22 protein-coding genes are annotated in these 25,069 nt (G+C 60.1%); 10 read left to right on the forward strand and 12 right to left on the reverse strand.

Annotated features, from left to right (window positions below):
- Nucleotides 1-184: 184 nt before the first annotated feature.
- The 8 genes from rimP (at nt 185) to AB6K10_RS05355 (ending at nt 10,090) form a co-directional block, all read left to right on the forward strand.
- Complete coding sequence (gene rimP / locus AB6K10_RS05320) at nt 185-646, forward strand: ribosome maturation factor RimP (RefSeq protein WP_044629473.1); 462 nt, start codon at nt 185-187, stop codon at nt 644-646.
- 70 nt (nt 647-716) lie between these two features.
- The gene (gene nusA / locus AB6K10_RS05325; protein ID WP_159340799.1) at nt 717-2,231 is read left to right on the forward strand and encodes a transcription termination factor NusA; all 1,515 of its coding nucleotides are present in this window, start codon (nt 717-719) and stop codon (nt 2,229-2,231) included.
- A 27-nt stretch (nt 2,232-2,258) separates the two neighbouring features.
- Complete coding sequence (gene infB, locus AB6K10_RS05330) at nt 2,259-4,799, forward strand: translation initiation factor IF-2 (RefSeq protein WP_159340800.1); 2,541 nt, start codon at nt 2,259-2,261, stop codon at nt 4,797-4,799.
- Between the two features lie 19 nt (nt 4,800-4,818).
- The gene (gene rbfA, locus AB6K10_RS05335) at nt 4,819-5,232 is read left to right on the forward strand and encodes a 30S ribosome-binding factor RbfA (protein WP_159340801.1); all 414 of its coding nucleotides are present in this window, start codon (nt 4,819-4,821) and stop codon (nt 5,230-5,232) included.
- Nucleotides 5,232-6,152, forward strand: coding sequence for a tRNA pseudouridine(55) synthase TruB (gene truB / locus AB6K10_RS05340; protein WP_339118127.1), 921 nt, complete (start codon nt 5,232-5,234; stop codon nt 6,150-6,152). Before rbfA ends, truB begins: the two co-directional genes overlap by 1 nt.
- Before the next feature lie 106 nt (nt 6,153-6,258).
- On the forward strand, nt 6,259-6,528 hold the full coding sequence (rpsO, locus tag AB6K10_RS05345; protein WP_009723734.1) for a 30S ribosomal protein S15: 270 nt from the start codon (nt 6,259-6,261) through the stop codon (nt 6,526-6,528).
- Between the two features lie 137 nt (nt 6,529-6,665).
- A complete protein-coding gene (pnp, locus tag AB6K10_RS05350; protein ID WP_159340803.1) occupies nt 6,666-8,831 on the forward strand; it encodes a polyribonucleotide nucleotidyltransferase in 2,166 nt (721 codons plus the stop codon).
- An 89-nt stretch (nt 8,832-8,920) separates the two neighbouring features.
- Nucleotides 8,921-10,090, forward strand: a complete 1,170-nt coding sequence (locus AB6K10_RS05355; protein WP_139527978.1) for an MFS transporter — start codon at nt 8,921-8,923, stop codon at nt 10,088-10,090.
- Nucleotides 10,091-10,154: 64 nt separating this feature from the next.
- Here the strand turns inward: AB6K10_RS05355 and AB6K10_RS05360 are convergent, their stop codons facing one another.
- The 11 genes from AB6K10_RS05360 to dksA form a co-directional block, all read right to left on the reverse strand.
- Entirely contained in the window at nt 10,155-11,333 is a 1,179-nt protein-coding gene (locus AB6K10_RS05360) for an acetyl-CoA C-acetyltransferase (protein WP_285264223.1), read from the reverse strand.
- Between the two features lie 201 nt (nt 11,334-11,534).
- On the reverse strand, nt 11,535-11,915 hold the full coding sequence (panD, locus tag AB6K10_RS05365; protein ID WP_058578292.1) for an aspartate 1-decarboxylase: 381 nt from the start codon (nt 11,913-11,915) through the stop codon (nt 11,535-11,537).
- A gap of 33 nt (nt 11,916-11,948) precedes the next feature.
- Nucleotides 11,949-12,809 carry a pantoate--beta-alanine ligase gene (gene panC, locus AB6K10_RS05370; RefSeq protein WP_339118128.1) on the reverse strand — a complete coding sequence of 287 codons (861 nt, stop codon included), beginning with the start codon at nt 12,807-12,809 and terminating at the stop codon, nt 11,949-11,951.
- A gap of 48 nt (nt 12,810-12,857) precedes the next feature.
- Nucleotides 12,858-13,649 (reverse strand): 3-methyl-2-oxobutanoate hydroxymethyltransferase, encoded by a 792-nt coding sequence (gene panB, locus AB6K10_RS05375; protein ID WP_339118129.1) that lies wholly within the window; start codon nt 13,647-13,649, stop codon nt 12,858-12,860.
- Between the two features lie 156 nt (nt 13,650-13,805).
- On the reverse strand, nt 13,806-14,333 hold the full coding sequence (folK, locus tag AB6K10_RS05380) for a 2-amino-4-hydroxy-6-hydroxymethyldihydropteridine diphosphokinase (RefSeq protein ID WP_339118130.1): 528 nt from the start codon (nt 14,331-14,333) through the stop codon (nt 13,806-13,808).
- Nucleotides 14,326-15,714: a polynucleotide adenylyltransferase PcnB gene (gene pcnB / locus AB6K10_RS05385; protein ID WP_159340809.1), complete on the reverse strand. Its 1,389-nt coding sequence runs from the start codon at nt 15,712-15,714 to the stop codon at nt 14,326-14,328. The genes folK and pcnB overlap by 8 nt, the downstream gene beginning before the upstream one ends.
- Before the next feature lie 896 nt (nt 15,715-16,610).
- Nucleotides 16,611-17,993: a sigma-54 dependent transcriptional regulator gene (locus AB6K10_RS05390; protein ID WP_339118131.1), complete on the reverse strand. Its 1,383-nt coding sequence runs from the start codon at nt 17,991-17,993 to the stop codon at nt 16,611-16,613.
- Complete coding sequence (locus AB6K10_RS05395) at nt 17,971-20,916, reverse strand: ATP-binding protein (RefSeq protein WP_339118132.1); 2,946 nt, start codon at nt 20,914-20,916, stop codon at nt 17,971-17,973. Before AB6K10_RS05395 ends, AB6K10_RS05390 begins: the two co-directional genes overlap by 23 nt.
- Nucleotides 20,906-21,082: a hypothetical protein gene (locus AB6K10_RS05400; protein WP_305947984.1), complete on the reverse strand. Its 177-nt coding sequence runs from the start codon at nt 21,080-21,082 to the stop codon at nt 20,906-20,908. Before AB6K10_RS05400 ends, AB6K10_RS05395 begins: the two co-directional genes overlap by 11 nt.
- A gap of 1 nt (nt 21,083) precedes the next feature.
- The gene (gene gluQRS / locus AB6K10_RS05405; protein WP_339118133.1) at nt 21,084-21,983 is read right to left on the reverse strand and encodes a tRNA glutamyl-Q(34) synthetase GluQRS; all 900 of its coding nucleotides are present in this window, start codon (nt 21,981-21,983) and stop codon (nt 21,084-21,086) included.
- Nucleotides 21,984-22,098: 115 nt separating this feature from the next.
- The gene (gene dksA, locus AB6K10_RS05410) at nt 22,099-22,536 is read right to left on the reverse strand and encodes an RNA polymerase-binding protein DksA (RefSeq protein WP_139527987.1); all 438 of its coding nucleotides are present in this window, start codon (nt 22,534-22,536) and stop codon (nt 22,099-22,101) included.
- Between the two features lie 186 nt (nt 22,537-22,722).
- Between dksA and AB6K10_RS05415 the strand changes: the two genes are divergently transcribed.
- Together AB6K10_RS05415 and sfsA are read left to right on the forward strand one after the other, a co-directional pair.
- Complete coding sequence (locus AB6K10_RS05415) at nt 22,723-23,883, forward strand: aminotransferase class I/II-fold pyridoxal phosphate-dependent enzyme (RefSeq protein ID WP_339118134.1); 1,161 nt, start codon at nt 22,723-22,725, stop codon at nt 23,881-23,883.
- Nucleotides 23,880-24,608 (forward strand): DNA/RNA nuclease SfsA, encoded by a 729-nt coding sequence (gene sfsA, locus AB6K10_RS05420; protein WP_339118135.1) that lies wholly within the window; start codon nt 23,880-23,882, stop codon nt 24,606-24,608. Before AB6K10_RS05415 ends, sfsA begins: the two co-directional genes overlap by 4 nt.
- Here the strand turns inward: sfsA and AB6K10_RS05425 are convergent.
- Nucleotides 24,605-25,066: a DUF4426 domain-containing protein gene (locus AB6K10_RS05425; protein ID WP_339118136.1), complete on the reverse strand. Its 462-nt coding sequence runs from the start codon at nt 25,064-25,066 to the stop codon at nt 24,605-24,607. The two genes, sfsA and AB6K10_RS05425, sit on opposite strands and share 4 nt — an antisense overlap.
- Between the last annotated feature and the right edge of the window lie 3 nt (nt 25,067-25,069).

A 25,069-nucleotide genomic window follows, 5' to 3' on the forward strand; every position in this document is an offset into this window, starting at 1 on the left:
TCCTGTGAAGGGGCTTTTTGTTAGTAGCTTTTTGTAAATAGCTTTTTGCGAGCCAAGAGTGTCTCACGAGCGGATGTTGTCCGAATAGCCAGAGACACATTCCCAGGTAATGCCAATCAGCCACCTAGCTTTTCTTATGACTCCTGGCCAGGTGCCTGATGCAACGGCTATAGGAGCTTTGTCTGTGGCCACAAAACACGCTGCGCTTCACGCGCTGATCGAACCTGTCGTTGCCGCCATGGGCTTCGAGCTATGGGGTATCGACCATATTTCCCAGGGCAAGCATTCGCGGCTGGTGATTTACATCGAGCGCGAGAGCGGTGTCAGCGTGGAAGACTGCGCTGATATTAGCCGTCAAGTCAGTGCCGTGATGGATGTGGAAGACCCGATTCCCGGCGAGTATCGCTTGGAAGTCTCGTCGCCCGGCATGGCACGCCCCCTCTACTCCCTGGATCACTTTATCCGCTATCAGGGCCATCAGGTGGCTCTGAAGCTGCGCGTCGCGTTTGATGGGCGTCGCAAATACCAAGGGCTCCTCGCAGGTGTCGAGGGTGATGAAGTGCTGCTGCAACTGGAAGGCGAAGAGTACTGCTTTCCTATCGAAAGCATCGATTCTGCGCACGTTGTCCCGCAGTTCGACGAATAATACGGGTCGCGGCTTCCGGCAGGCGCCGGGATGATGCACAAAAGGACAGGTTTTCTGGCGAGGCAAACGCATGAGTAAAGAAATTTTAATGGTCGTGGACGCGATCTCTAATGAAAAAGGCGTCCCCCGCGATGTCATCTTCGAAGCGGTAGAAGCCGCGCTGGCCAGCGCGTCGCGCAAGCGTTTTGAGCATGAAGAGGCCAATGTGCGCGTGCATATCGATCGCCGCACGGGCGACTACGATACGTTCCGCTACTGGACCGTGGTCGAAGATGACGAATTCGAAACGCCAGACTACGAAATCAAAGAGAGCATCGCCGAGCAGCGCGATCCGCCGCTGAAACTGGGCGACGTGGTCGAGCAAAAGATCGAAAACGCCGTGTTTGGGCGCATTGCTGCGCAAACCGCCAAGCAGGTGATCGTGCAGAAGGTGCGTGAAGCCGAGCGCGCCGAAGTCGTGCGTCAATACGCCGATCGTGAAGGCGAGCTGGTGGCGGGTATCGTCAAGAAGACTACCCGTGACGGTCTGATCATCGACCTGGGTGAGAACGCCGAAGCGTTTTTGCCGCGCAACGAGATGATCCACGGCGAGCGCTACCGGATGAACGAGCGCGTACGTGCATTGCTGGTCAAAGTCGATCCGGATGCTCGCGGTGCTCAACTGCAGCTTTCGCGTACCTGTCCTGAGTTCATCATCGAACTGTTCAAGATCGAAGTGCCGGAAATCGCCGAGCAGCTGATCGAAATCAAGGGTGCCGCTCGCGATCCGGGGTCACGGGCGAAGATCGCCGTGAAAACCAATGATCGTCGCATCGACCCCGTCGGTGCCTGCGTCGGTATGCGCGGTTCTCGCGTTCAGGCGGTCTCGTCTGAATTGCAAAACGAGCGCGTAGACATCGTCCTGTGGGACGACAATCCCGCACAGCTGGTGATCAACGCCATGGCACCGGCCGATGTGGCGTCTATCCTAGTGGACGAAGACGCGCATGCCATGGACGTCGCAGTGGCTCAGGACAACCTGGCACAGGCGATTGGCCGTAGCGGCCAGAACGTACGTTTGGCGTCTGAGTTGACCGGCTGGCGGATCAACGTCATGACCGAAGACGAAGCCGAGTCCAAGCGCGAGCAGGAAATCGACAGCTTGGTGGATTCGTTCGTCCAGCACCTGGGTGTCGATGAAGACGTCGCTCGATTGCTGGTGGAAGAAGGGTTCACCACCCTGGAAGAAGTTGCCTACGTGCCGCTGGAAGAGATGCTCGAAATCGAAGAGTTCGACGAAGAGCTGGTAGAAGAGCTGCGTGCACGTGCGAAAGACGAGCTGCTGACGATGGCCATTGCCTCGGAAGAAGCGCTAGACGGTGCCCAGCCAGCGGACGACCTGCTGGAAATGGACGGCATGGAGCGCCACCTGGCCTTCATCCTGGCTAGCCGCGGCATTGTCACAATGGAAGATCTCGCCGAGCAGTCTGTCGACGATCTGGTCGATATCGAGGAGTTGGACGAAGCGCGCGCAGCGGCACTGATCATGACTGCCCGTGCGCCCTGGTTTGAAGTCGATGACGCATCGGACTCAAACACACAGTAAACAGGTCACGGGCTGAGGAGGGTCACTATGTCAGATATGACAGTTAAAGATTTTGCAGTAAAGGTGGGCCGCGATGTGCCCCGCCTCTTGGAACAGATGAAAGAAGCCGGTTTGAAACACCGTTCAGAAAGCGACGCTGTCTCTGAAGACGACAAGCAGACGCTGCTGAGCTTTTTGAAGAAAAGCCACGGCGGCGGCGACAGCGAGCCGAGCAAGAATCGCATTACGCTGACCCGTAAAACCCGCAGCCGTATCAAGACCGGCGAGCGTGGTAAAACGATCGAAGTGCAGGTACGTAAGAAGAAAACGTACGTCAAGCGTGAGGAAGAAGAGAAGCCGAAAGCGCCTGAGCCCAAGCACTCTGGTCCGCGTCAGCTAGTGGGCGACATGGCAGAAGCGGAAGCTGAGCGTAAAGCACGCGATGCCCGCGCCGCGGAAGAAAAAGCCGCAGCGGCCAAAGCCAAGGCTGCCGAAGATGCTGCGCGTAAAGAAGCGGAAGAGCAGGCCAAGGCAAAAGCCGCTGAAGTGCCGGATATCGAAGTGCCCGAGCTGGAAATCGACGATACGCCAGCGGCCGATGACCTGCCGCCTGCACCGCCGAAAGAGGGTCGTACCGACCGTCGTACCGCACCGCCCAAAAAGGCGGCTGCGAAGAAGAAAGGTCGTGACGACGACGACGATCGCGGCGATCGCGAAGAGCGCAAGCGTGGCGGCGGCAAGAAAGTGAAGCGTGCCGAGCGCCGTGGCGGACGTCGCGGTGGCGCAAGCCAAAGCGGCAACGGCAAGCACGGCTTCCAGAAGCCTACGCAGCCGATCGTACGTGAAGTCTCGATCCCTGAATCGATCAGCGTAGCTGAGCTGGCCGACAAGATGTCGATCAAGGCCAACGAAGTCATCAAAGCCATGTTCACCATGGGCGCGGCGGTGACCATCAACCAGACCATCGATCAGGATACCGCCGCGATTGTGGTGGAAGAGATGGGCCACAAGGTCAAACTGGTGAAGGATGACGCGCTGGAAACGGAAATGCTGGAAGGCATCTCCTACGAAGGCGAAGAGATCACCCGCTCACCGGTCGTCACCGTCATGGGTCACGTCGACCACGGTAAGACCTCGCTGCTGGACTACATCCGTCGTGCGAAAGTCGCCACTGGCGAAGCGGGCGGTATTACCCAGCACATCGGTGCCTACCATGTGGAAGATGACCACGGTGGCGTGACCTTCCTGGATACCCCGGGTCACGCGGCGTTTACCGCCATGCGTGCTCGCGGTGCGAAAGCCACCGACGTGGTCATCCTGGTGGTGGCGGCCGACGACGGCGTGATGCCGCAAACCATCGAAGCCGTCGAGCACTCGAAAGCCGCTGGCGTACCGATGGTCGTGGCCGTGAACAAGATCGATAAGCCCCAGGCCGATCCCGATCGTGTCAAGAACGAGCTGTCTCAGCACGGCGTCATCTCGGAAGAGTGGGGCGGCGATACACAGTTCGTTCACGTCTCTGCGAAGAGCGGTGAAGGCATCGAAGACCTGCTGGAAGCGATTCAGCTCGTGTCCGAGGTTCTCGAACTCAAAGCCGTGCCGTCTGCGCCGGGTAAAGGGGTCGTCGTCGAGTCGCGCCTGGACAAAGGTCGCGGTCCGGTCGCTACCGTGCTGGTACAAAACGGGACGCTAAAGAAGGGCGACATCGTCCTGGCGGGCCTGCACTACGGCCGCGTTCGTGCGCTGACCAACGAGCTGGGCAAGCAAGTCGATACCGCAGGCCCCGCCATGCCGGTCGAGATCCAGGGCCTGGATGGTACGCCGGATGCCGGTGACGACTTCATGGTCGTGGCCGACGAGAAGAAGGCCCGCGAAGTAGCTAACTTCCGTCAGGGTAAATACCGCGAAGTGCGTCTGGCACGTCAGCAGAAGGCCAAGCTGGAGAACATGTTCAGCCAGATGGGCCAAGACGAAGTGGCCAAGGTCAACATCGTCCTCAAAGCCGACGTACAGGGCTCGCTGGAAGCGATCAAAGGCGCCTTGGAGGAGCTTTCCACCGAAGAAGTACAGGTGGCCGTGGTCTCCTCTGGTGTGGGGGGGATCACCGGTACCGACGCCAACTTGGCGCTGGCCTCGGAAGCCATCGTGGTGGGCTTTAACGTCCGTGCCGATGCCGCTGCTCGTGAGATCATCGAGCGTGAAGGTCTGGATCTGCGCTACTACAGCGTCATCTACCACCTGATCGACGAAGTCAAACAGGCGATGAGCGGTATGCTCGCCCCCGAGTGGAAAGAAGAGATCGTGGGTGTGGCCGAAGTACGCGACGTGTTCCGCGCGCCGAAGATCGGTGCGGTGGCTGGCTGTATGGTCGTCGAAGGCACCGTGTCGCGCAGCAAGCGTATCCGCGTTCTGCGTGACAACGTGGTCATCTACGAAGGTGAGCTCGAATCGCTGCGCCGCTTCAAAGACGACGTACAAGAAGTGCGTAACGGTATGGAGTGTGGCATCGGCGTGAAGAACTACAACGATGTCCAGGTCGGCGACAAGATCGAAGTCTTTGACCAAGTGAAGGTCGAGCGCAGCCTGTAAGGCCGCGCGAGGAGCAACCATGCGCGAATTCAAGCGTACCGACCGAGTAGCCGACCAGCTCCAGAAGGAGCTGGCGGTACTGATCCAACGCGAAGTGAAAGACCCGCGCTTGGGCATGGTCACGGTGAGCGGTGCAACCGTCAGTCGTGACCTTGGCTACGCCGATATCTACGTCACCCTGCTGGGTGAACAGGATCCCGAGCGTATCAAGGAGAACCTGCAGGTACTGAAACGTGCAGCAGGGTTTCTGAGAAGCCAAATCGCCCAGCGCATCAAGCTGCGTCACGTACCCGAGCTGCGCTTTCATTTCGATGAAAGCGTGGTGCGCGGCCAGCACCTCTCATCGCTGATCGACGAAGCGGTCTCTTCTGACCGTGCCCGTCAAGCGGAAGACGAGGGCGGCAGTGAAGAGCAAGGTGAGGAGACGCGCTAATGGCCCGTCGCCGTCGCGGATTGCCGGTCAATGGCGTGGTGCTGCTGGATAAGCCGAAAGGCCTCTCCAGCAACCATGCACTGCAGCGTGTGCGCCATCTGTTCGACGCGCAAAAAGCCGGGCATACCGGCACGTTGGACCCGATGGCGACAGGCTTGCTGCCTATCTGCCTGGGGGAGGCCACCAAGTTTTCCGCGCACCTGCTGGAAGCCGACAAGATGTATCGCACCCGGGTCGAACTGGGGGTGATCACCGACACCGGCGATGCCGAAGGCACGGTGCTGGAGCGTCGCGAGGTGCCAAGCCTTGCGGTCGAGGACATCGAATTCGTCTTGACGCGTTTTCGCGGTGAGATCGATCAGGTGCCCCCCATGTACTCGGCGCTGAAGCATCAGGGCAAAAAGCTCTACGAGTTGGCCCGCGAGGGGAAACAGGTTGAACGTGCAGCGCGGCGGGTAAGCGTGTATGATGCGCGCCTGCTTTCGTTCGAGGGCACGGCGTTCGAGCTGGAAGTCAGCTGCAGCAAAGGCACGTACATCCGCACGTTGGCGGAAGACATTGGCCACGCGCTGGGCTGTGGTGCCCATATCAGCCAGCTACGTCGGCTCAAAACCGGGCCGTTCGATGGCGATGCGATGTGGACACTCGAGGCGCTGGAAGCCCTCGCCAGCCAAGCCGACCGCGAGGCAGAACTGATGCCCGTGGACGTGCTGGTCGATCACCTGCCGTCGCTTAGCGTCGATGACACATCGTTTGGCCGACTGGCCCACGGGCAGTCAGCCACGCTCGCCATCGATGACCTGGCCCCCGATGCGTTGGCACGACTTTATTACGCCGAGACGTTTATCGGCCTTGGCGTTGTAAAAGGGCCGCGGGAAGTGGCCCCCAAGCGGCTGTTAAGTACGGTCGCTATCTCGTAAAGCGTTGCAAGGATGTGGCGATTTGCGCGAAAATAGTCGCTTGAGACTGCAAATATGCGTGGTCTCACCCATTCATTTTTAGGCATATTGCTTACTGGAGAGACAGATGGCATTAACCGCTGAGAAAAAGGCCGAGATCGTCAACGAATACGGCCGCGGCGATAACGATACTGGTTCCCCTGAAGTTCAGGTTGCACTGCTGAGCGCCAACATCAACGGCCTGCAGGACCACTTCAAGACCAACAAGCAGGATCACCACTCTCGTCGTGGTCTGATCCGCATGGTAAACCAGCGTCGTAAGCTGCTGGACTACCTGAAGCGTAAAGATTTCGAACGCTATCAGTCTCTGATTCAGCGTCTGGGTCTGCGCCGCTAAGTTCTTAACGGCCATGATCTAAAACGGGCAGCTCCTTGTGGGCTGCCCGTTTTTTTGTTTCTGGTAGCCGTACGGCGCGTCAACGCCTAGAATGGTGGCGAGTCAAACGACCCAAGCGAAAAGACAAGTAGCTATTAATGTTAAAGGAAGTAGCCGTGAATCCGGTCAAAAAAACGTTCCAATACGGTCGCAGCACCGTCACCCTCGAAACTGGGCGTATCGCTCGCCAAGCCACTGGTGCCGTGATGGTCACCATGGACGAAACTGTCGTGCTGTGTACGGTGGTGGCGAAGAAAGACGTCAACCCAGGCCAGCCCTTTTTCCCGCTCTCGGTACACTACCAAGAGAAAACCTACGCCGTGGGTAAAATCCCCGGTGGTTTCTTCAAGCGTGAAGGCCGCCCGACGGAGAAAGAGACCCTCACGTCGCGTTTGATCGACCGTCCGATTCGCCCGCTGTTTCCTAAAGGTTTCATGAACGAAGTGCAGGTCATCTGTACCGTTCTCTCCACCGACCGTAACCACGATCCGGATATCGCGGCCATGCTGGGCACCTCGGCAGCGCTGAGTATTTCTGGCGTACCGTTCAATGGCCCGATTGGTGCCGCCCGCGTTGGCTTCAACGAAGAGCAAGGCTACTTCCTGAACCCCACCGTTGAAGAGCTGACGACCTCCGAGTTGGACATGGTCGTGGCCGGTACCGAAAACGCCGTGCTGATGGTGGAGTCCGAAGCGCAAGAGTTGCTCGAAGACGAAATGCTGGGTGCCGTACTGTTTGGCCACCAGGAGATGCAAGTCGCGGTCAACGCCATCAAAGAGCTGACCGCTGAAGCCGGTAAGCCGCGCTGGGAGTGGCAGGCACCGGCAGAAAACGTGGCGCTGAAAACGGCCATGGCCGATGCCTTTGAAGCCAAAGTGGGCGAGGCTTATCGCATCACCGACAAGATGGCCCGCCAAGATGCACTCGCGGCGCTGAAAGACGACGCCGTCGAGCAGTTGGCGGCCGCGGAAGGCGAAGAGGAAGCGGAAGGCAAGTTCAGCAAGGATGACGTGAAAGGCGCGTTCGCAGCGCTTGAGAAGCGTGTGGTGCGTTCCCGCGTGGTCAAGGGCGAGCCGCGTATCGATGGCCGCGATAACGTCACCGTGCGTCCGCTGAACATCGAAGTCGGCGTGCTGCCGAAAACTCACGGTTCGGCCATCTTCACCCGTGGTGAAACCCAGGCGATTGCCGTGGCGACACTGGGTACACTGCGTGATTCGCAGCTGATCGAGTCGCTGGAAGGCGAGCGTAAAGACCGCTTCATGCTGCACTACAACTTCCCTCCCTACTCGGTGGGTGAAGCTGGCTTCATGGGTGGCCCCAAGCGTCGCGAAATCGGCCACGGCCGTTTGGCGCGTCGCGGTGTCCAAGCGATGCTGCCGTCTGAAGAAGAGTTCCCCTACACCATTCGTGTGGTGTCGGAAATCACCGAATCCAACGGCTCTAGCTCCATGGCGTCCGTGTGCGGCTCCTCGCTGGCGTTGATGGATGCGGGCGTTCCGCTGAAAGCCCCGGTAGCGGGTATTGCCATGGGCCTCGTCAAAGACGAAGACGGCTACGCGGTGCTGACCGATATCCTGGGTGACGAAGACCACCTGGGTGACATGGACTTCAAAGTGGCCGGTTCTGAAGAGGGCGTCACTGCCCTGCAGATGGACATCAAGATCGAGGGCATCAACGAAGAGATCATGGAGACTGCGCTGCAGCAGGCCCACGATGCGCGCATTGGTATCCTGGCGCAGATGAACGCCGTGATCAGCCAGAGCCGTAACGAGGTGTCGGAAAACGCCCCCTCCATGGCGACGATCAAAATCGATCCGGACAAGATTCGCGACGTCATCGGCAAGGGCGGCGCCACCATCCGCAAGATTTGCGAAGACACCGGCGCATCGATCGATCTTGATGACGATGGCACCGTTCGCATCTACGCCGAAGACAAAGCCGCTGCCAAGAAAGCAATCGATACCGTACTGGCGATCACCGCCGAAGCGGAAATCGGCAAGCTGTACAAAGGCAAGGTCGTACGTATCGCCGACTTTGGTGCGTTCGTGAACATCATGCCGGGAACCGATGGCCTGGTGCACATCTCGCAAATCGTCCAGGAGCGCGTCAATAACGTGCGCGACTTCCTGAACGAAGGCGACGATGTCATCGTGAAGGTGCTGGATATCGACAACCGCAACCGCGTGAAGCTCTCGATCAAAGAGATCACCGAAGAAGAGAAAGCAGCGTTTGAAGCTGCCGAGGCGGATGTCGCTAGCTAACTAGCGCTCAGCGTAGGATTCACCGCCCCCGCAGCCCTTGGCTGTGGGGGCGGTGTCGTTTTGATAGGTCAGGAATGCGAGGACATAGCATGGAGCAGCAGGAATCGCCGCGTTGGTGGGCGGTGGTGGCCGTGATGATCGGCATTTTTTTGTTGGTGACCGCAGAGCAACTACCTATCGGCTTGCTCTCTCAGGTGGCAGAGTCGATGGGCGTGACCCCGGGTATGGCAGGGTTGATGGTGACGGTGCCCGGCGTCGTGGCGGCGTTTTCAGCGCCGCTGCTGCCGGTGGCGGTAGGGCGTCTCGATCGCCGTATCATGCTGACGTTGATGATGGCAGTGATGGTGCTGGGCAGCGTGCTCTCCGCCATGGCCAGCAACTTTGCCCTACTTTTGGCGGCGCGAGTGTTGGTGGGGATCAGTATCGGCGGTTTTTGGGCCATTGCGGGCAGTATTGCGCCACGCCTGGTGCCTAGCGATCAGGTATCGCGGGCCATGACCATCATTTTTGGCGGCGTGGCGGCGGCCTCGGTGCTCGGCGTACCGTTGGGCACGCTGCTGGGTGATATCAGTAACTGGCGCGTGGCCTTTGGTGCCTTGGGGGGCTTGAGTTTGCTCACGGCGTTGGCGCTTTGGCGCTGGCTACCGCCACTGCCGCCCCGAGAGCCGGTGCGGCTTCGGGTGCTGGCGCAACAGCTAAAGAATCGTGGCGTGCGGGTAGCCGTGTTGACCACGGGGTTTGTCGTGGTTGGCCACTTTGCGGCCTACACCTTCATTAGTCCTATTTTGCAAGAGATCAGTGGGGTCGCGCAGCGCCATGTCGGAAGCCTGCTGCTGCTGTACGGTGCGTCGGGAATTTTGGGCAATATCGTTGCGGGGATGTTTGCTGGCCGTCACCCGTACCGTGCGGTGCTCGCGATTCCTAGCGTACTGCTGGTGGTCGTGGCGATCTTCCCGGTGGTAGGCGTAGAGCCGACCAGTGGCGTGCTGCTGTTAATGCTGTGGGGCGCTGTATTTGGCAGCGTATCAGTGAGTATTCAGACGTGGATTCTACGCACGGCGCCCAACACGGAAGCCGCCACGGCGTTAATGGCGTTCGTCTTCAACATGTCGATTGGCCTTGGGGCCATGGTAGGTGGTCAAGTGGTCGATGGCACTAGTCTACCGGTGGCGATGTGGGTCGCCTCGGGACTGTTCCTCATGGGCGTGCTGTTGGTATGGCGCACGCCGTCGCGCATCGTTGGTGAAAAGCGCCGCTAATACACGGTAGGCAAAAAAAGCCCCCGCCATGGCGGGGGCACGCTTTAGCGAGGCACAGCGGGCGTTACGGACGCTCGATGGCCAGGGCAACCCCTTGGCCGCCGCCAATACATAGCGTCGCCAAGCCTTTTTTGGCATCGCGAGCAATCATTTCGTGGAGCAGTGTCACCAGCACGCGGCAGCCCGACGCACCGATGGGGTGACCTAGCGCGATGGCGCCGCCGTTGACGTTCACCTTCGACGTGTCCCAGCCCAGCTCTTTATTGACCGACAGCGCTTGAGCAGCGAAGGCTTCGTTGGCTTCGACGAGGTCTAGGTCATCCAGGCTCCAGCCCGCTTTTTCCAGGCATCGACGGGTGGCAGGGGCCGGTCCGATCCCCATGATGGCCGGGTCGACGCCTGCGTTGGAGTAGGCGGCAATGCGGGCTAGGGGCTCCAAGCCAAGCTCTTTGGCTTTTTCCGCCGAGCAGAGCATAACCACGGCCGCGCCGTCGTTCAGCGACGAGGCGTTACCCGCCGTCACGGTGCCGTCTTTCTTGAACGCAGGACGCATGCCAGCCAGCTTGTCTGCCGTGACTTCGCGAGGGTTTTCGTCGGTATCGAACACCACCGGGTCGCCTTTACGCTGCGGCACCTCGACCGGCACGATCTGGCCTTTGAATTTACCCTCTTTGATGGCGGCAGCGGCTTTTTGCTGGGACGCGGCGGCAAAGTCGTCCATCTCTTCCCGGGTGATGCCGTATTTCTCTGCCAGATTTTCGGCAGTAATGCCCATGTGGTAGTTATTGAAAGCATCCCACAAGCCGTCGTGCACCATGGAGTCGATAGCTTTCCAATCGCCCATGCGCTGGCCGTTGCGCGAGTTCGGCAGGATGTGTGGAGAGGCGGACATGTTCTCCTGCCCACCGGCCAGCACGATCTCGGCATCGCCGCAGCGGATGGCTTGGGTCGCCAGATGCAGCGCTTTCAAACCCGATCCACACACCTTATTGATCGTCATGGCCGGGACGGTGTCTGGCAGGCCTGCCTTGATGGCTGCTTGGCGCGCCGGGTTTTGGCCAACGCCTGCGGTCAGCACCTGACCCAGCAGCACTTCGTCGATCTGCTCCGGCGCAACGCCGGTGGAAGCGATAATGTCTTTGATGACCAGCGCACCCAAATCGCTAGCTGGAATCCCGGCGAGTGAACCCCCAAAACTACCTACAGCGGTGCGGCGAGCCGCCACAATGACCACGTCTTGCATACAATAACTCCTTGAGTAAGTGTCGCATCGTTCCTACGGCAGATAGACGTGTCGCCTATCCATTGTTGTTAGCGTCGTTATTAGCGTGTCGTGTCAGGCTTGGCTATCAGCATAGGGGAAGGTTGTGCATTGCGGCAATACGCTTTTAACGCCAATAAAAAACGGGCCGATCAACGGCCCGTTCTTAGCGCGTCAGTTGGCTTACGCCAGCTGTACCGGAATGGCGTTACTGGTATGGCTGACGTGGTTGCCTTCCTGTAGATACACCAGCGCGGGCTGGTGATTCTCCAGCTCGGCCTCCGAGTAGTGCGCATAGCTGCAAATGATGATGCGATGCCCCGGCGAGGCCAAGTGCGCTGCCGCGCCGTTGATCGAGATCAGGCGCGATCCCTCTTCGCCACGGATGGCGTAGGTGGTGAAGCGCTCGCCGTTCTCGACGTTGTAAATCTGGATCTGTTCGTTTTCGCGGATACCGGCCATATCCAGCAGGTCGCCGTCGATGGCGCACGAGCCTTCGTAGTTGAGAACGGCATGGGTAACGCGGGCCATGTGCAGCTTGGCTTTTAGCATGATGGTGTGCATGGAAACTCCTGAGTAACGGGCAAGCCTTGCAGGCTAGCGACGAGCAGCGCTGGGTAGCTGCACGCTGAGATTGTCGATGAGCCGGGCAGGACCGAGCTTGGCGGCGGCGAGCAGTACGGCATGATGCGTAGTATCGGTGACCGGGCCAAGGGTGGCATCCCGGAGTTCGAGGTAATCCGGCGTAAAGCCGGCATCATACAGCGCCGTTTTACCCCGGTGTAGTACCTGTTCGGCGGATTCCCCTCGTACCAGCGCATCACGCAGTTCGCACAGCGTTTTGTAGAGCATCGGCGCCGTGGCGCGCTCCTGCGCGCTGAGATAGCCGTTGCGGGACGAAAGGGCCAAGCCATCGTCGGCGCGCACGATCGGCACGCCGATGATCTCGATGGGCATGTGCAGGTCGGCCACCAGCTTACGAATCACCGCCAGTTGCTGATAATCCTTTTCACCAAAGCAGGCGACGTCTGGCTGCACCAGGTTGAATAGCATGCTCACCACGGTGGAGACACCGTCGAAGTGGCCGGGGCGCGAGCCACCGCAAAGCCCGTCGCCGACCTCGGGTACGTGAACACGAGTCTGCGCATCCAAGCCGTTCGGGTAAAGGGCGCTCACCGTGGGGGCAAACAGCAGATCACAGCCGGCGTCGGTGAGCTGGCGCTGGTCGGCGTCGAACGTGCGCGGATAAGCGTCTAGATCTTCACCTGGGCCAAACTGCATGGGATTGACGAACAGGCTAGACACGACCACGTCGGCGTGCTGGCGGGCGGTGGCGATCAAAGCCAGATGGCCAGCATGCAGGTTGCCCATCGTAGGCACCAGCGCAATGCGCTGGCCCTTTTGGCGATAGTCGCGCAGCGTGGCGCGAAGCTCGGATATGTCTCGCAAAGTGCGCATAGTGAAGTCGCTGTCGCTCACTGAAAAACGGTTACGTAAAGCAGTTACTTAAAAACAGTGCTCTGGAGCGGGGAACGCTCGGGACTTGACCGCTTCATGGTACTGCTCGAAAGCACCCTGAATGGAGCTCGCTTCCGCCATGAAGTTCTTCACGAAGCGCGGTGTGCGGCCGTGGGTAACGCCCAGCACGTCGTGCATCACGAGAATTTGGCCATCGGTATCCGGGCCTGCGCCGATCCCAATGACCGGCACGTCCAGCGCTTCGGTCACTGCTTTGCCCAAGCTGGCGGGCACGCACTCCAGCAGAATCACCGAGGCGCCTGCCTCGACCAGCACTTTGGCGTCATGAATAATTTTTTCTGCTTGCTCGGCCTCACGGCCCTGGACTTTATAGCCACCCAGTTGGTAAACGGTTTGCGGCGTCAAGCCCAAGTGGGCGCAAACAGGGACGCCGCGGCGGGTTAGTTCGCGTATGCCGTCGGCCATCCACGCTTCGCCCTCTACCTTGACCAGTTCCGCGCCTGCTCGCATGAGCGCCGCGCCATCTTCTAAAAGGCGTTCGGTAGTGGCATTGCTCATGAACGGTAGGTCGACCATCAGCAAGCTGTGGCCTTTGCCGCGTGCGGCACAGCGGGTGTGGTAACAAATGTCATCGATGGTCACGGGCAAGGTGCTGCTGTGCCCCTGTAACACCATTCCCAGGGAGTCGCCTACCAGTAGGACATCGATACCCGCTGCGCCAGCAGCATGGGCAAAGGAGGCATCGTAAGCAGTCAGGCAGCTGAACGTTTCACCGGCGCGTTTATACGCCTGCAGGGTGCTCAGGGTGACGGTTTTCATGGCGTGCTCTCATTCAAACGTTATGGGGCCGATGCGGCGAGTGCGCACGAGGCGCCTGCGCTCTGCTCGGCCATTATTATCGCAGCGTCCCTGCCTGCGCGATGTGGCGTAACCGGCAATTGTTACCTGATTGGGGGCGTGGTGTCGAGATTTGTGTCAGATGGTAGCAGTGGCGGTTACATCGGTAGCACTTAAGTGCCGAATATCGCTCGTATTGAGGCGCGACAGCCACGCTTCGAGCGGTTGCTGGTGCAGCGTGATGGGCTGCTGAAGCGCCGTGGCGACCTCTGCCAGCGGTACGAGTACGAAAGCGCGGGCGTACATCTGCCCATGAGGTACGGTCAAGCGGGGGTGCTGCAGGATATGTTCGCCGTAAAGCAGCACATCTAGGTCCAGCGTGCGTGGCCCCCAGTGGCGTAGCCGCCGTCGCCGATGGCGCTGCTCCAGCGCCTGTAGCTGGTCGAGGAGCGCCAGCGGCGATAGACGTGTCTCCAAACAGGCGACGGCATTGATGAAGTCCGGCTGATCTTGAGGGCCGATGGGCGCCGTGGCGTAGAGCGACGAGCTGGCCACTTGCCGTGACAACGGCAAGGCGGCCAATTCCTGGAGCGCCTGCTGCACCTGCCCAATGGGATTCTCTAAGTTGCTGCCAAGGCCGATATAGCAACGAACGGCGTTATTCACTGTTTGCCTTCCGCGGTTTGCGGCGCTTTTTGCGACGGCGGTCGCCTTGGCTGGCCGGGTCGCTGCCAACCTTTTGCAACAGGCGACGCTGTTCGTGATCGTCGCCTTTCTGGAAGGCATCCCACCAGTCGCCCAGGCCACGAGGAATTTCGCCCGCCTGCTCACGTAGTATCAGCAGATCAAAGGCGGCGCGAAAGCGCGGATGTTCACGGGTTTGGAACGCGCGCTTGCCCCGGCGCATCGGCAGGCGTGCTTGCAGCTCCCAAATTTCGCGCATGGGGATGCCAAACCGCTTGGGAATGGAGGTGTGCTGAAGCTGGCGCGATACGACCTGCTGAGCGGCGGTTTGTAGGGCGGGCACGGCAGGCATGCCCTCGCGCTCGAGCTCGGCCTGACGATGCACCACGGGAGCCCATAAAAAAGCCGCAAGCAGGAAGGCGGGCGTGACCGGGCGGTCGTCGGCAATGCGCTTGTCGGTATTGGCGAGCGCCTGCTCGATGAGCTCCTCTGCCCAGGCGGCGTCGGCCATGGCCTCTTCCGCTTCCGGAAAGAGCATGCCAAACAGGTTGTAGTGGCTCAGCAGGCGGAAAGTGATTAGCCCGTGGCCGGACATGAAGAGTTTGAGCACTTCATCGAACAGGCGTGCTGGCGGAATTTGCAGCAGCAGCGGAGCGAGGTCGTACATGGGCGCTTCGGTGGCAGGCTCGATGGTGAAGTCGAGCTTGGCCGCGAAGCGGACCGCGCGCAGCATCCGTACCGGGTCTTCACGGTAGCGGGTCGCGGGGTCGCCAATCAGCCGCAGCGTGCGCGATTCGATGTCCCGCGCCCCGTTGGCAAAATCATGGATCGTGAAATCGGCAATGTTGTAGTAGAGCGCATTGACCGTGAAGTCGCGGCGCAGCGCGTCCTCTTCGATATTGCCCCATACGTTGTCCCGCAGCAGCAGGCCATCGTCCGACTGGTGAGCGATATGGTCGCCGTGCTCGTCCTGGGGTTTACCACGGAAGGTGGTTACCTCGATGACTTCGCGGCCAAAGCGCACGTGAACGATGCGGAAACGGCGGCCAATCAGGCGTGAGTTGCGAAATAGGTCGCGCACCTGCTCGGGCGTTGCGTTGGTGGCAACATCGAAGTCTTTCGGCATTTTGCCCAGCAGTGCGTCGCGAATGCAGCCACCGACAAGATAGGCATCGAAACCAGCCCCATTGAGGCGGTACAGCACCTTGAGCGCGGCTTCACTGATTTGCTGACGAGAAACGGGATGCTCGGAGCGCGGAATAATACGAGGGCTGGGCGCATCGGAGGCGCTCTCTGGGGAATCGAGCAGGGATTTCAAGTGCTCTCCCGGACTATGTAATAAACGGGTAAATCCTTTAAACATGCGGCGATGTCGACTCGCAGTGTAGCGAAAACGGGTTCGAAAAACGTGACCGTATGGAGGACGGTAAGGGGTTGAGTGTATCCGACCCCCTGGGGCTTGCAAAGAGCGGTATGCAAAGAGCCGCCGACCAGAGCGTCGATGGGTGCCCATAAACGCGGAAAGGGGAGGCTACGTGAGCCTCCCCTATAAAGCAGACAATCAGCGTCCATGCTGCTGTTTTTATTCATGATGGCACATCGCCCTGAATACGCACCGCAGTCGGCAGGCGTAAAGAACCACTCTGATTCCGACCGCCTCGTATTCAAAACAATAATCCAACCGCGAACTTTTCTCTCCCGGCGAGTTGTTATTGGCTCCGGGGGTGTACACGTATGCTGCTATTGTTGTTGTTTGGGTGCAGACCCTTGTGTACGTCGCGTCCTTATTTGGGCACTTGCTGACTGTTGTTATTGTTCGCTGCGCTTTGTTGCATGGCTCCGCTTAGTGGCCTTGTGCTGCGCATGCAAGTAATGAGACTCAAGCCTGTTGTTCTTATTCGTGCCGTTATCTCTACCTGGCCCTGTTGTTTTTGTTTTGGCTCAGGTCGGGGCGGTGTCATGTTGTTCTTGTTAACGACTTACCGCGCTGCCCAGTTTGTTCTTCTTGCCTAGTAATAGTGCACTCGCCGTGCCACTCATTTGATACCCCATGTATTTCAGTGGTTTGGCGATTTTTGGGTAGGCCAGGGAACTATTTGGAAGAGAAAGTGTTACCCATTTTAGCGGCTATTTTGCGTGTCATTGTGTGGGAAGGTAACAGTGGTTGGGTAACGATTTTTGGATATTTCTCAGGTAAATCAATCTATTAGACGTTAGTCTTACGGCCAATGACTAACGTCTTGACCGCTCTTATGGGGGCTAGCTTTGTCGGCGAGCGGTTTTCTTTCTCGGAATGCCCAGCCGCTGGCGGCGCTCCCACAAATTTTTACGACTAATCCCTAGCTTCTGCGCTAGCTCGGTTTCGCTCATTTGATCCTGGTGTTCCAGCACGAAATGTTGGAAGTAGTCTTCCAGCGAGAGGTCGTCTTCGTCGATGGTCGCCGCAGTCTCGCTGGGGGATGGAGCCGCGCTGGGCGCTGGCGGGTGAGAACGGTTGGTGACCGGACCAAGCCCTAAATCGTCGGGATGAATCAAATGGCCTTCGGCAAGAATCACGCCGCGCTCTAGCGCATTTTCCAGCTCGCGCACGTTACCGGGCCAGGGGTAGTCGCGTAGATCCTGGCGGGCCGCTCTGGAGAGCCGTAGTCCTGGGCGTTCGTGGCGCTTGCAGGCCTTTTCCAGCAGGATGTCAGCGATTTTGAGTACGTCGTCTTCGCGCTCGCGCAGCGGTGGCAGGGCGATCTGCATCACGTTCAGCCGGTAGTACAAATCAAGCCGGAACTCGCCGCTTTTGGAAAGCGCGCGCAGGTCGCGGTGAGTGGCGGCAATCAGCCGAACGTTCACATGGCGGGTTTCCACGGAGCCAATTTTGCGGATTTCGCCCTCTTGCAGTACCCGCAGCAGGCGCGCTTGGGCATCCAGCGGCAGCTCGCCAATCTCATCGAGAAACAGCGTGCCGCCGTCGGCGGCTTCGACCAAGCCGGTGCGTGCCGCGCTGGCGCCGGTAAAGGCGCCTTTTTCGTGACCAAACAGCTCGGATTCGATCAGCGTTTCGGGAATCGCCGCGCAGTTCACGCAAATCAGCGGCGCTTTGGCGCGCTTGCTCTGCTGATGGATGGCGCGCGCGACCAGCTCCTTGCCAGTGCCAGATTCGCCTTGGATGAGCACGGTGACGTCCGCAGGCGCGGTTTTGCGAATGCGCGTGTAAACCTCCTGCATGGCGATGCAGTCGCCAATCATGGTTTGACGGCCGCCGCCTCCGTCGGTGACATCCGGCGGCGTGCCCTGCTGCATCGACTGCTTGTGCAGAATACGCTCGACGGTTTCCAGAAGCTCGGTGTGGTCGAAGGGTTTGGCGACATAGTCGACCGCGCCCTGCTTGAGCGCATCCACCGCCGAACGCATGCTGGCGTAGCTGGTCATGATCAGTACCGGAGCGGGGGCCGCGAGTTCAATGAGCGTCGTGCCCGGCTCCCCCGGCAGGCGCAGGTCGCTGATGATGAGGTCAAAGTCGCTGAGTGGCTGCGTGCGGGCCTCTTCGGCGCTGGCCGCTTCGCTGACACTGTAGTGATGACGTTCCAGTAAGCGCTTTAACGCGCTGCGAATAATCGCTTCATCTTCAACAATCAGTATCCTGGGCATGGGGCAAGTGATCATCCTGTTGGTAAAGCGGTAGCCATAGCGTAATGGCCGTGCCGCGAGGCTTTCCGGGAGGTGGCGAAGCGACCTCTATTTTGCCTTGGTGCTCATTGATAATTTGATACGCCAACGATAGCCCAAGTCCGGTGCCTTCACCCGCCGGTTTGGTGGTGGTGAACGGTTCGAACAGGCGGTGTTTGACGCTGGGATCAATCCCATGTCCGTCGTCGACGACGCGCCACCAAGCGTGGCGGGCCTGAGTGCCTGCCTCAATTAGCACCGTTCCCTGGGGGGAGCAAGCATCCTTGGCGTTGCTCAGTAAATTTACCATGACTTGGGTAAGACGCTGAGCATCACCGCTCACCACAATGTCACTTGGGCAGTGATTGGTAAAGGTGACATCCTCCCCCGAGCGGGCTAAATGGATCAAGTGCAGGGCGTCGTCGCTGACCGTTTTCAGCGAGGCTGGGGCGGCAGGAAGCGGCAGTGCCGGGCGTCCGCCATGGGCAAAGCCCACCAGTGAGTTGACGATTTTAGTCACCCGCTGAGTGAGCTGCTGAATTTGGTCGGCGGTTTCCAAAAGCGCCGGGTCGTCGGTGTCGTAGCGCAGGTTTTGCGCCAGCGATGAGATGCCGGTAATCGGGTTGCCAATCTCGTGAGCGACCCCAGCGGCAAGCTGGCCAATGGAGGCGAGCCGCGCGGCGTGCACCAACTCCTCCTCCAGCCATTTCATCTCGGTGTGATCCTCGACCAGAATGACGCTGCCGCCGCGGCTATCGTGGCCGCTGAGCACCGCTTTATGCAGCGTCAAAAAGTAGTCTTTGCCGTGCAGCGTGACCGCCTGTTTGTACAGCGGCGTTTGGCTGGCGTTCAGCACGCTGCCCAGTAGCGTGGGCCAGGGCGGCGGCAGGCTGTCGCGCCGGGAGCCGATCACGCTATCGCCGCTGATGCCAGAGAGCTGGGAGAGCGCTTGGTTCCACATCAGCAGCTCATCGTCGTCGCCCAACACGCACAGCCCCACCGGCAGATAGGCCAGGGTTTGCCGATGGTGACGGCGCAGCCCGTCGAGTTCTCTGGCAAGCCCGGTGAGACGCGAGCGGTAGGCTTCTAAGCGGCTCTCGACAAAGTGGATGTCGTCGGTGACAGGAGCATCATCGTGGCGGTAGGGCAGGTAGCGGTCGACGATATCCCGCGCCACCGACGGCCCCATCAGCCCTGATAAGTTGGCCTGAATACGGTCACGTAAACGGCGCAGCGCATAGGGTCGGCGCTCTTGCGGGGTCAGGTTGAGCGCTTTCAGGGCGCGGTCCACTTCGCGGCTGGCGGCTTCATCGCCAAGTGCCTGAGCCAAGTGGGCGGGGAAATCCCCCGCCGTCGCGGCTTCCAGTGGTAGGCGTTTCGAGCGGATGACCGCATCCACCGAGCAGGCTTCCGCCGCCGAGCGCTCGCCCTCGGAGATGCGCGTAAACAGCGACACGACGATCAGCAAGACGATATTCACCGCCAGCGAGATCAGCGTGGCGTTGTACCACGCGGGTGCATCGGCGGGCATCAACAGAGTGAACGGCAGTGCGGGGAGGGCGATATCGAACAGCAGCGGTAGCCATAACCCCCATAGCCAGACGCCAATACCGCCGATAAGGCCGGCAATCATGCCTTTGCGGTTGGCACCCGGCCAATAGAGCAGTGCTAGAAGGCCCGGCAAACACTGCGCCATGCCCACGAACGCGGCCAACCCGAGGTTCGTCAAGGAGTGATAGCGCCCGACGCTTTCGGCAAACAGCCAGCCACCGACAATCACGGCCCCGACCAGCCCCCGGCGCAGCCACAGCAGCCAGCCGTAGAGGTCGCTACGCGCCTCTGGCGGACGGGCGACCAGCACGATGTGGTTTAGCACCATGCCGGAGAGCGCGAGCGCAATCATCATCATGGTGCCGCTGGCGGCCGCCAAGCCCCCAATGAACGCCAGCGCGCCGACCCACCAGTGCTCGGTCATCAGGTACGCCGCGTAAGCGGCCAGCGGTACGCTCTCGTTGGCCGACTGCGCCGCCCACAGGATCAGCGGCACCGGTAGCGCCATCAAGAGCAAAAAGAGCGGTAGTGTCCAACTGGCTTGCATCAAGGTATGGCGAGAGAGGCTTTCGGCAAAGGTGATCTGAAATAGGTGCGGCATCATGAAGGCCGCCGCGAAAAACAGCAGCAGAAGCGTACGCCACTGGGGGGCTTCGAGCTGTGGGGTGGCGCTCTGGAGTGCCGCGCCCGGGCCTTCCAGCCAGCGCTGTAAATCTTGAGGGCCATCAAACACCCACCACAAGGCAATGGCACCGAGCCCGAGCATGGCCAGGAGTTTGATCACCGATTCGAAGGCAATCACGCTCAGCAGCGTATCGTGGCGGTGCCGATGACTGTGGCGGGCGCCAAACAGCACGGCGCAGGCGGCAATGATGCCACAGAACAGCAGCGCTACCGCAGCACTGTAGCGACTGCCGGTCAGTAGTTGCACGGCGTCACTCAAGGTTTGCACCTGAATGCCCAGTAGCGGCAGCACGGCGAGCAGGCTCAAGAGCGTCACCAGCGTTCCCGCCCAGCGGGAGCGGTAGCGAAAGGCGAATAGATCCGCCAATGAAGAGAGCTGGTAAGTGCGGGTAATGCGCTGAATCGGTACCAGTAGCACAGGGGCGAGCAAGAAAGCTCCCGCTGGCCCTAGGTAGTAAGCGAGGTAGCCAAACCCGGCATTCGCGGCGAGTTCGATGCTGCCGTAGATGGCCCAGGCGCTGGCGTATACGCCGAGCGCTAGGGTATACACCATCGGGTGGCGAGTAATGCGCACCGGCACCCAGCCCCGCTCGACGGCCATGCCACAGCCAAACAGCAGCCCAAGATAGCCAAGCCCTAGTAATACGACGCCTACTAACTCAGCGTTCATCCAACTTCCTCTTCTGCTCGAGCCATAGCGTCAGGGCAATCAGGCCCCCCCAAATGGCAAACGGGCGGTACCAGGCCACGCTCGGGTCAGCCCAGCCATCCATGAACAGCGGGGAGAGAAGATACCCGCCAAAGACAAGAAATAGCATGATGCGGTAAACGTACATCTTACGGCTCCGGTGGCGAAGAGCGGTGGGCCTGCGGGGCCAGCTGGGCCACCGTCCAGTGCTCGATGGCCCAGCGTAGCTGCACGCTCGGCGCTTCATCGATTAGAGCCGGTGGCGGGGTCTGGTCGAGGAGTTGAAGCGCCTGAAATAGCTGGCGACGAATACCGCGGCTCTCCTCGGCCAGTGCAGGGGCGAGGTTTTGCTTGGAGAGCTTTTGGCCGTCCGCCGTGACTACCAGCGGCAGATGCAGGTAGCGCGGCGTGGGCAGCTGTAGCGCTTCCTGTAACTGCTGCTGCCAAGGCGTGTTATCCAGCAGGTCGTACCCGCGCACGATATCGGTAATGCCCTGGTGGGCGTCATCCACCACCACCGCGAGCTGGTAGGCCCATAATTGGTCTTTGCGCTTTAACACAACATCGCCCAGCTCGGCGGGATCGAAGCGCTGCTCGCCGAATAGCCGGTCGTGCCAGCCGACGGGGCGTTTGGCGAGGTCGCTGCGCAGCCGCCATGCGACCGGCTTGCTGGCATCGCGCACACCGTCTCGGCACCAGCCGGGGTAAATATCGTAAGCCTGCCACTGCTTGCGTGAGCAGCTACATGGATACGCCAGCCCCTGATCGATGAGCCGGTCCAGGGCTTGCTGGTAGGCATCATGACGATGGCGTTGCCATATCACCTCCCCATCCCATGTCAGGCCGAAGGCCTCTAGCTGGCGCAAGATGGTGCTGTCCGCGCCTTCTGGGCAGCGTGGTGGGTCGATGTCTTCAATACGTACCAGCCACTGGCCGCCCGCAGCGCGGGCATCCAAATAGCTGCCGAGCGCGGCAACCAGCGAGCCAAGATGAAGCGGCCCGGAGGGGGTGGGGGCAAAGCGCCCTCGATAGTGAGCGGTGGCGGTCATGGCAACCCGTGCGTGAAAACGGTCAAGCGGTGAGAAGCACACAAGATGACAAACAAAAACGGGCACCTCAAGGGTGCCCGCTGTCGGCCATCGTCTTAGCCGGATGGCAGGGTGCTTAACCGCCTAGCTGCTTCTCTTTCAGCTCGGCCAAGGTTTTGCAGTCGACGCACAGTGTGGCGGTGGGGCGTGCTTCCAAGCGACGAATGCCGATCTCCACGCCGCAGGCTTCGCAGAAGCCGTAGTCGTCATCATCGATCTTCTCGATGGTTTCGTTGATCTTCTTCAGCAACTTGCGCTCGCGATCCCGGGTGCGCAATTCCAGGCTAAAGCCCTCTTCTTGCGTGGCGCGGTCGGCGGGGTCGGCGTAGTTGTTAGCATCTTCCTGCAGGTGGCGTACGGTACGATCCACCTCTTCCATGAGGTCCTGTTTCCAGTCCAGAAGCAGCTGGCGGAAGTGCGCGAGCTGCTTCTCATTCATATACTCTTCACCCGGTGCCGGCTCATACGGTGTGAAGGACTTGGACGCTTCCGGTTTCTTTTCCGCTACTGGCATGGGAGTGCCCCTTACGTATGTGACTGCTGATCGACCATGAGCGTGTGTCACGATCTCACGCCAAAGGGATGCTTGTTTAGCTGAAAATTGCGCGCGATGCAAGCATAATAGTGCGCTTTCGACCATGGTCCCACATCTTGTGCGACCTGGGTCATGGTTTAACTACTGCTAGGTGAAGGAGCCGTTATGGCCTGGAATTCGCGTGTCGATCACGTTGCGCCTTTTCGCGTAATGCACTTATTGGAAATGGCTCAGGCGCGTGAAGCGGCAGGTCATGACGTGATTCACCTGGAAGTGGGCGAGCCCGATTTCGCAACGCCCGCTCCCATCGTCGCCGCCGGGCAGCAGGCGCTTGCCGAAGGCAGAACGCGCTACACCCCCGCAGCCGGTTTGGCGTCGCTGCGTGAGGCCATTGCGGGGCACTACGCCGAGCACTTCAACGCCACGGTGGATCCCGCCCGTATTCTGGTCACCCCCGGGGCGTCTGGAGCACTGCTGTTGGCCAGCCAGCTGCTCGTTGAGAGCGGCGACCGAGTGCTCATGGCCGACCCAAACTACCCATGCAACCGCCACTTCATGGCGTTGGCAGGGGCCGAGATCGACGCCGTGCCGGTAGGGCGCGACAGCGGTTGGCAGCTCACCGCACCGCTGATCGAGCAGCATTGGCAGGCCAAGACGCGTTTAGCCATGCTGGCCAGCCCCTCAAACCCGACCGGGCATACGCTGGAGGCCCCGGCGCTCACGAAGGTGATCGATACGGTGGCGGCCAAGGGCGGCGATGTCATCGTCGATGAGATTTACCAGGGGCTGAATTACGACGACGCGCCGCTGTCGGCCACGTCATTGTCGGATGACGCCTTTGTGGTGAACAGCTTTTCCAAATACTTTGGCATGACCGGCTGGCGCTTGGGGTGGCTGGTCGCCCCGGAGCAGGCTGTCGAGCCGCTGACTCGGCTGGCACAAAACGTGTTCCTCGCCGCGCCAACGCCTTCCCAGCACGCGGCGCTGGCAGCGTTTACCCCGGAGTGCCGGGATATTCTGGAAACCCGGCGAGCCACTCTTAAGCAGCGCCGCCAAGTGCTGCTGGATGGCTTGGCCGAGCTAGGGCTTGCGCCGGATCTACCGCCCCAGGGAGCGTTCTATCTCTGGCTGGATATCTCCCGCTATAGTCGCGACAGCCAAGCCTTCTGCGAGCGCCTGTTGGTGGAGGAGAACGTCGCCATCACGCCGGGTATCGACTTTGCCGTACAGGGCGGCGAGCACCATGTGCGCATCGCGTTCACCAACGACGTGGCACGGCTGCAGGAGGCGGTGGTGCGCATCGCGCGCTTTGTGAGCCGCTTATGATGACCTATCCAGGGCTGGTGTCCGGCACGCTGCTGCGCCGCTATAAGCGCTTTCTGGCCGATGTGCGCCTGGATAGCGGTGAGGAAGTGGTGGCTCACTGCCCGAATACTGGCTCGATGAAGTCGGTGAACGTGCCCGGCGGCCGGGTATGGCTCTCGCCCAGTCATAACCCCAAACGCAAGCTGGCCTGGACCTGGGAGTGGATAGAGCTGCCCGAGCCAGATGGTGGAACGGCGCTGGCATCGGTTCACACCGGGCGAGCGAATGGCTTGGTCGAAGCCGCGATTAATGCAGGCGAGATAGCACCACTTACGGGCTATCAAACGTTAAAGCGTGAGGTAAAGGTAGGCGAAGCGCGGCTCGATTTTCGTTTGGATGACCCTGAGAAGGGCGCCGCCTACGTGGAGGTCAAACAGGTCACGCTGAAAGAGGCGGATGGGCATGGCTACTTTCCCGACTCCGTGAGCGTGCGTGGAACCAAGCATTTGCACACATTGGCGGCGCTGGCCGAGCAGGGCGAGCGGGCAGTGCTGCTGTTCTGCGTGGCGCATGAGGGAATTGCGGACGTGGCACCGGCGACTCATATCGACCCTACCTATGCGGCAGCGTTAAGTGATGCGGTGAACGCCGGTGTGGAAGTAGTGGCATATGGCGTGAGGGTGGAGTGGCAGCAGAGTGTACCGGTAGCGGCCCGCCTGGCGCGGGCGCTACCGGTACGGGTTTAGCGTTCGATATAGAAGCGCTGGATAAAACTCACTGGCTTGGGGTTTTCATTGCGGTCGTAGCGCACGTCGAGATTGAAGCGCATCGGCTCGTCTTGGCGCAGGGTGAACGTGGCAAGATGGTAGGTGGCATCGCCATCGTGAACGGTGCGAAAACTGAGCGGCTCGCGGGTGTCGGTGAGGTCGCTAACATAGCCCTCAACACTGGCGTTGACCGGTCGTGTGGAACCATCCGGCTGGCGCTCGCGCACGCTCACATTCACCAAACCGTGCCCGATACTGCGCTGGATACTGTTTGCCTGCGCCACTTCTGGAGTGAGAAAGCGCGTTTCGATGGCGTTGTAGTGGATCTCGTATTCGCCCACTCGCACCATCTGCTCTGCCGCTGCCTGGGTGGCGCTGAGCAGTGTCCCCAGCAGCACTAGCAGCAGTGGAAAGCGTCGCAGTGTCGCAATAGCCATAGC

The sequence above is a fragment of the Halomonas sp. BMC6 genome (assembly GCF_964204995.1).
Lineage (GTDB): Bacteria > Pseudomonadota > Gammaproteobacteria > Pseudomonadales > Halomonadaceae > Vreelandella.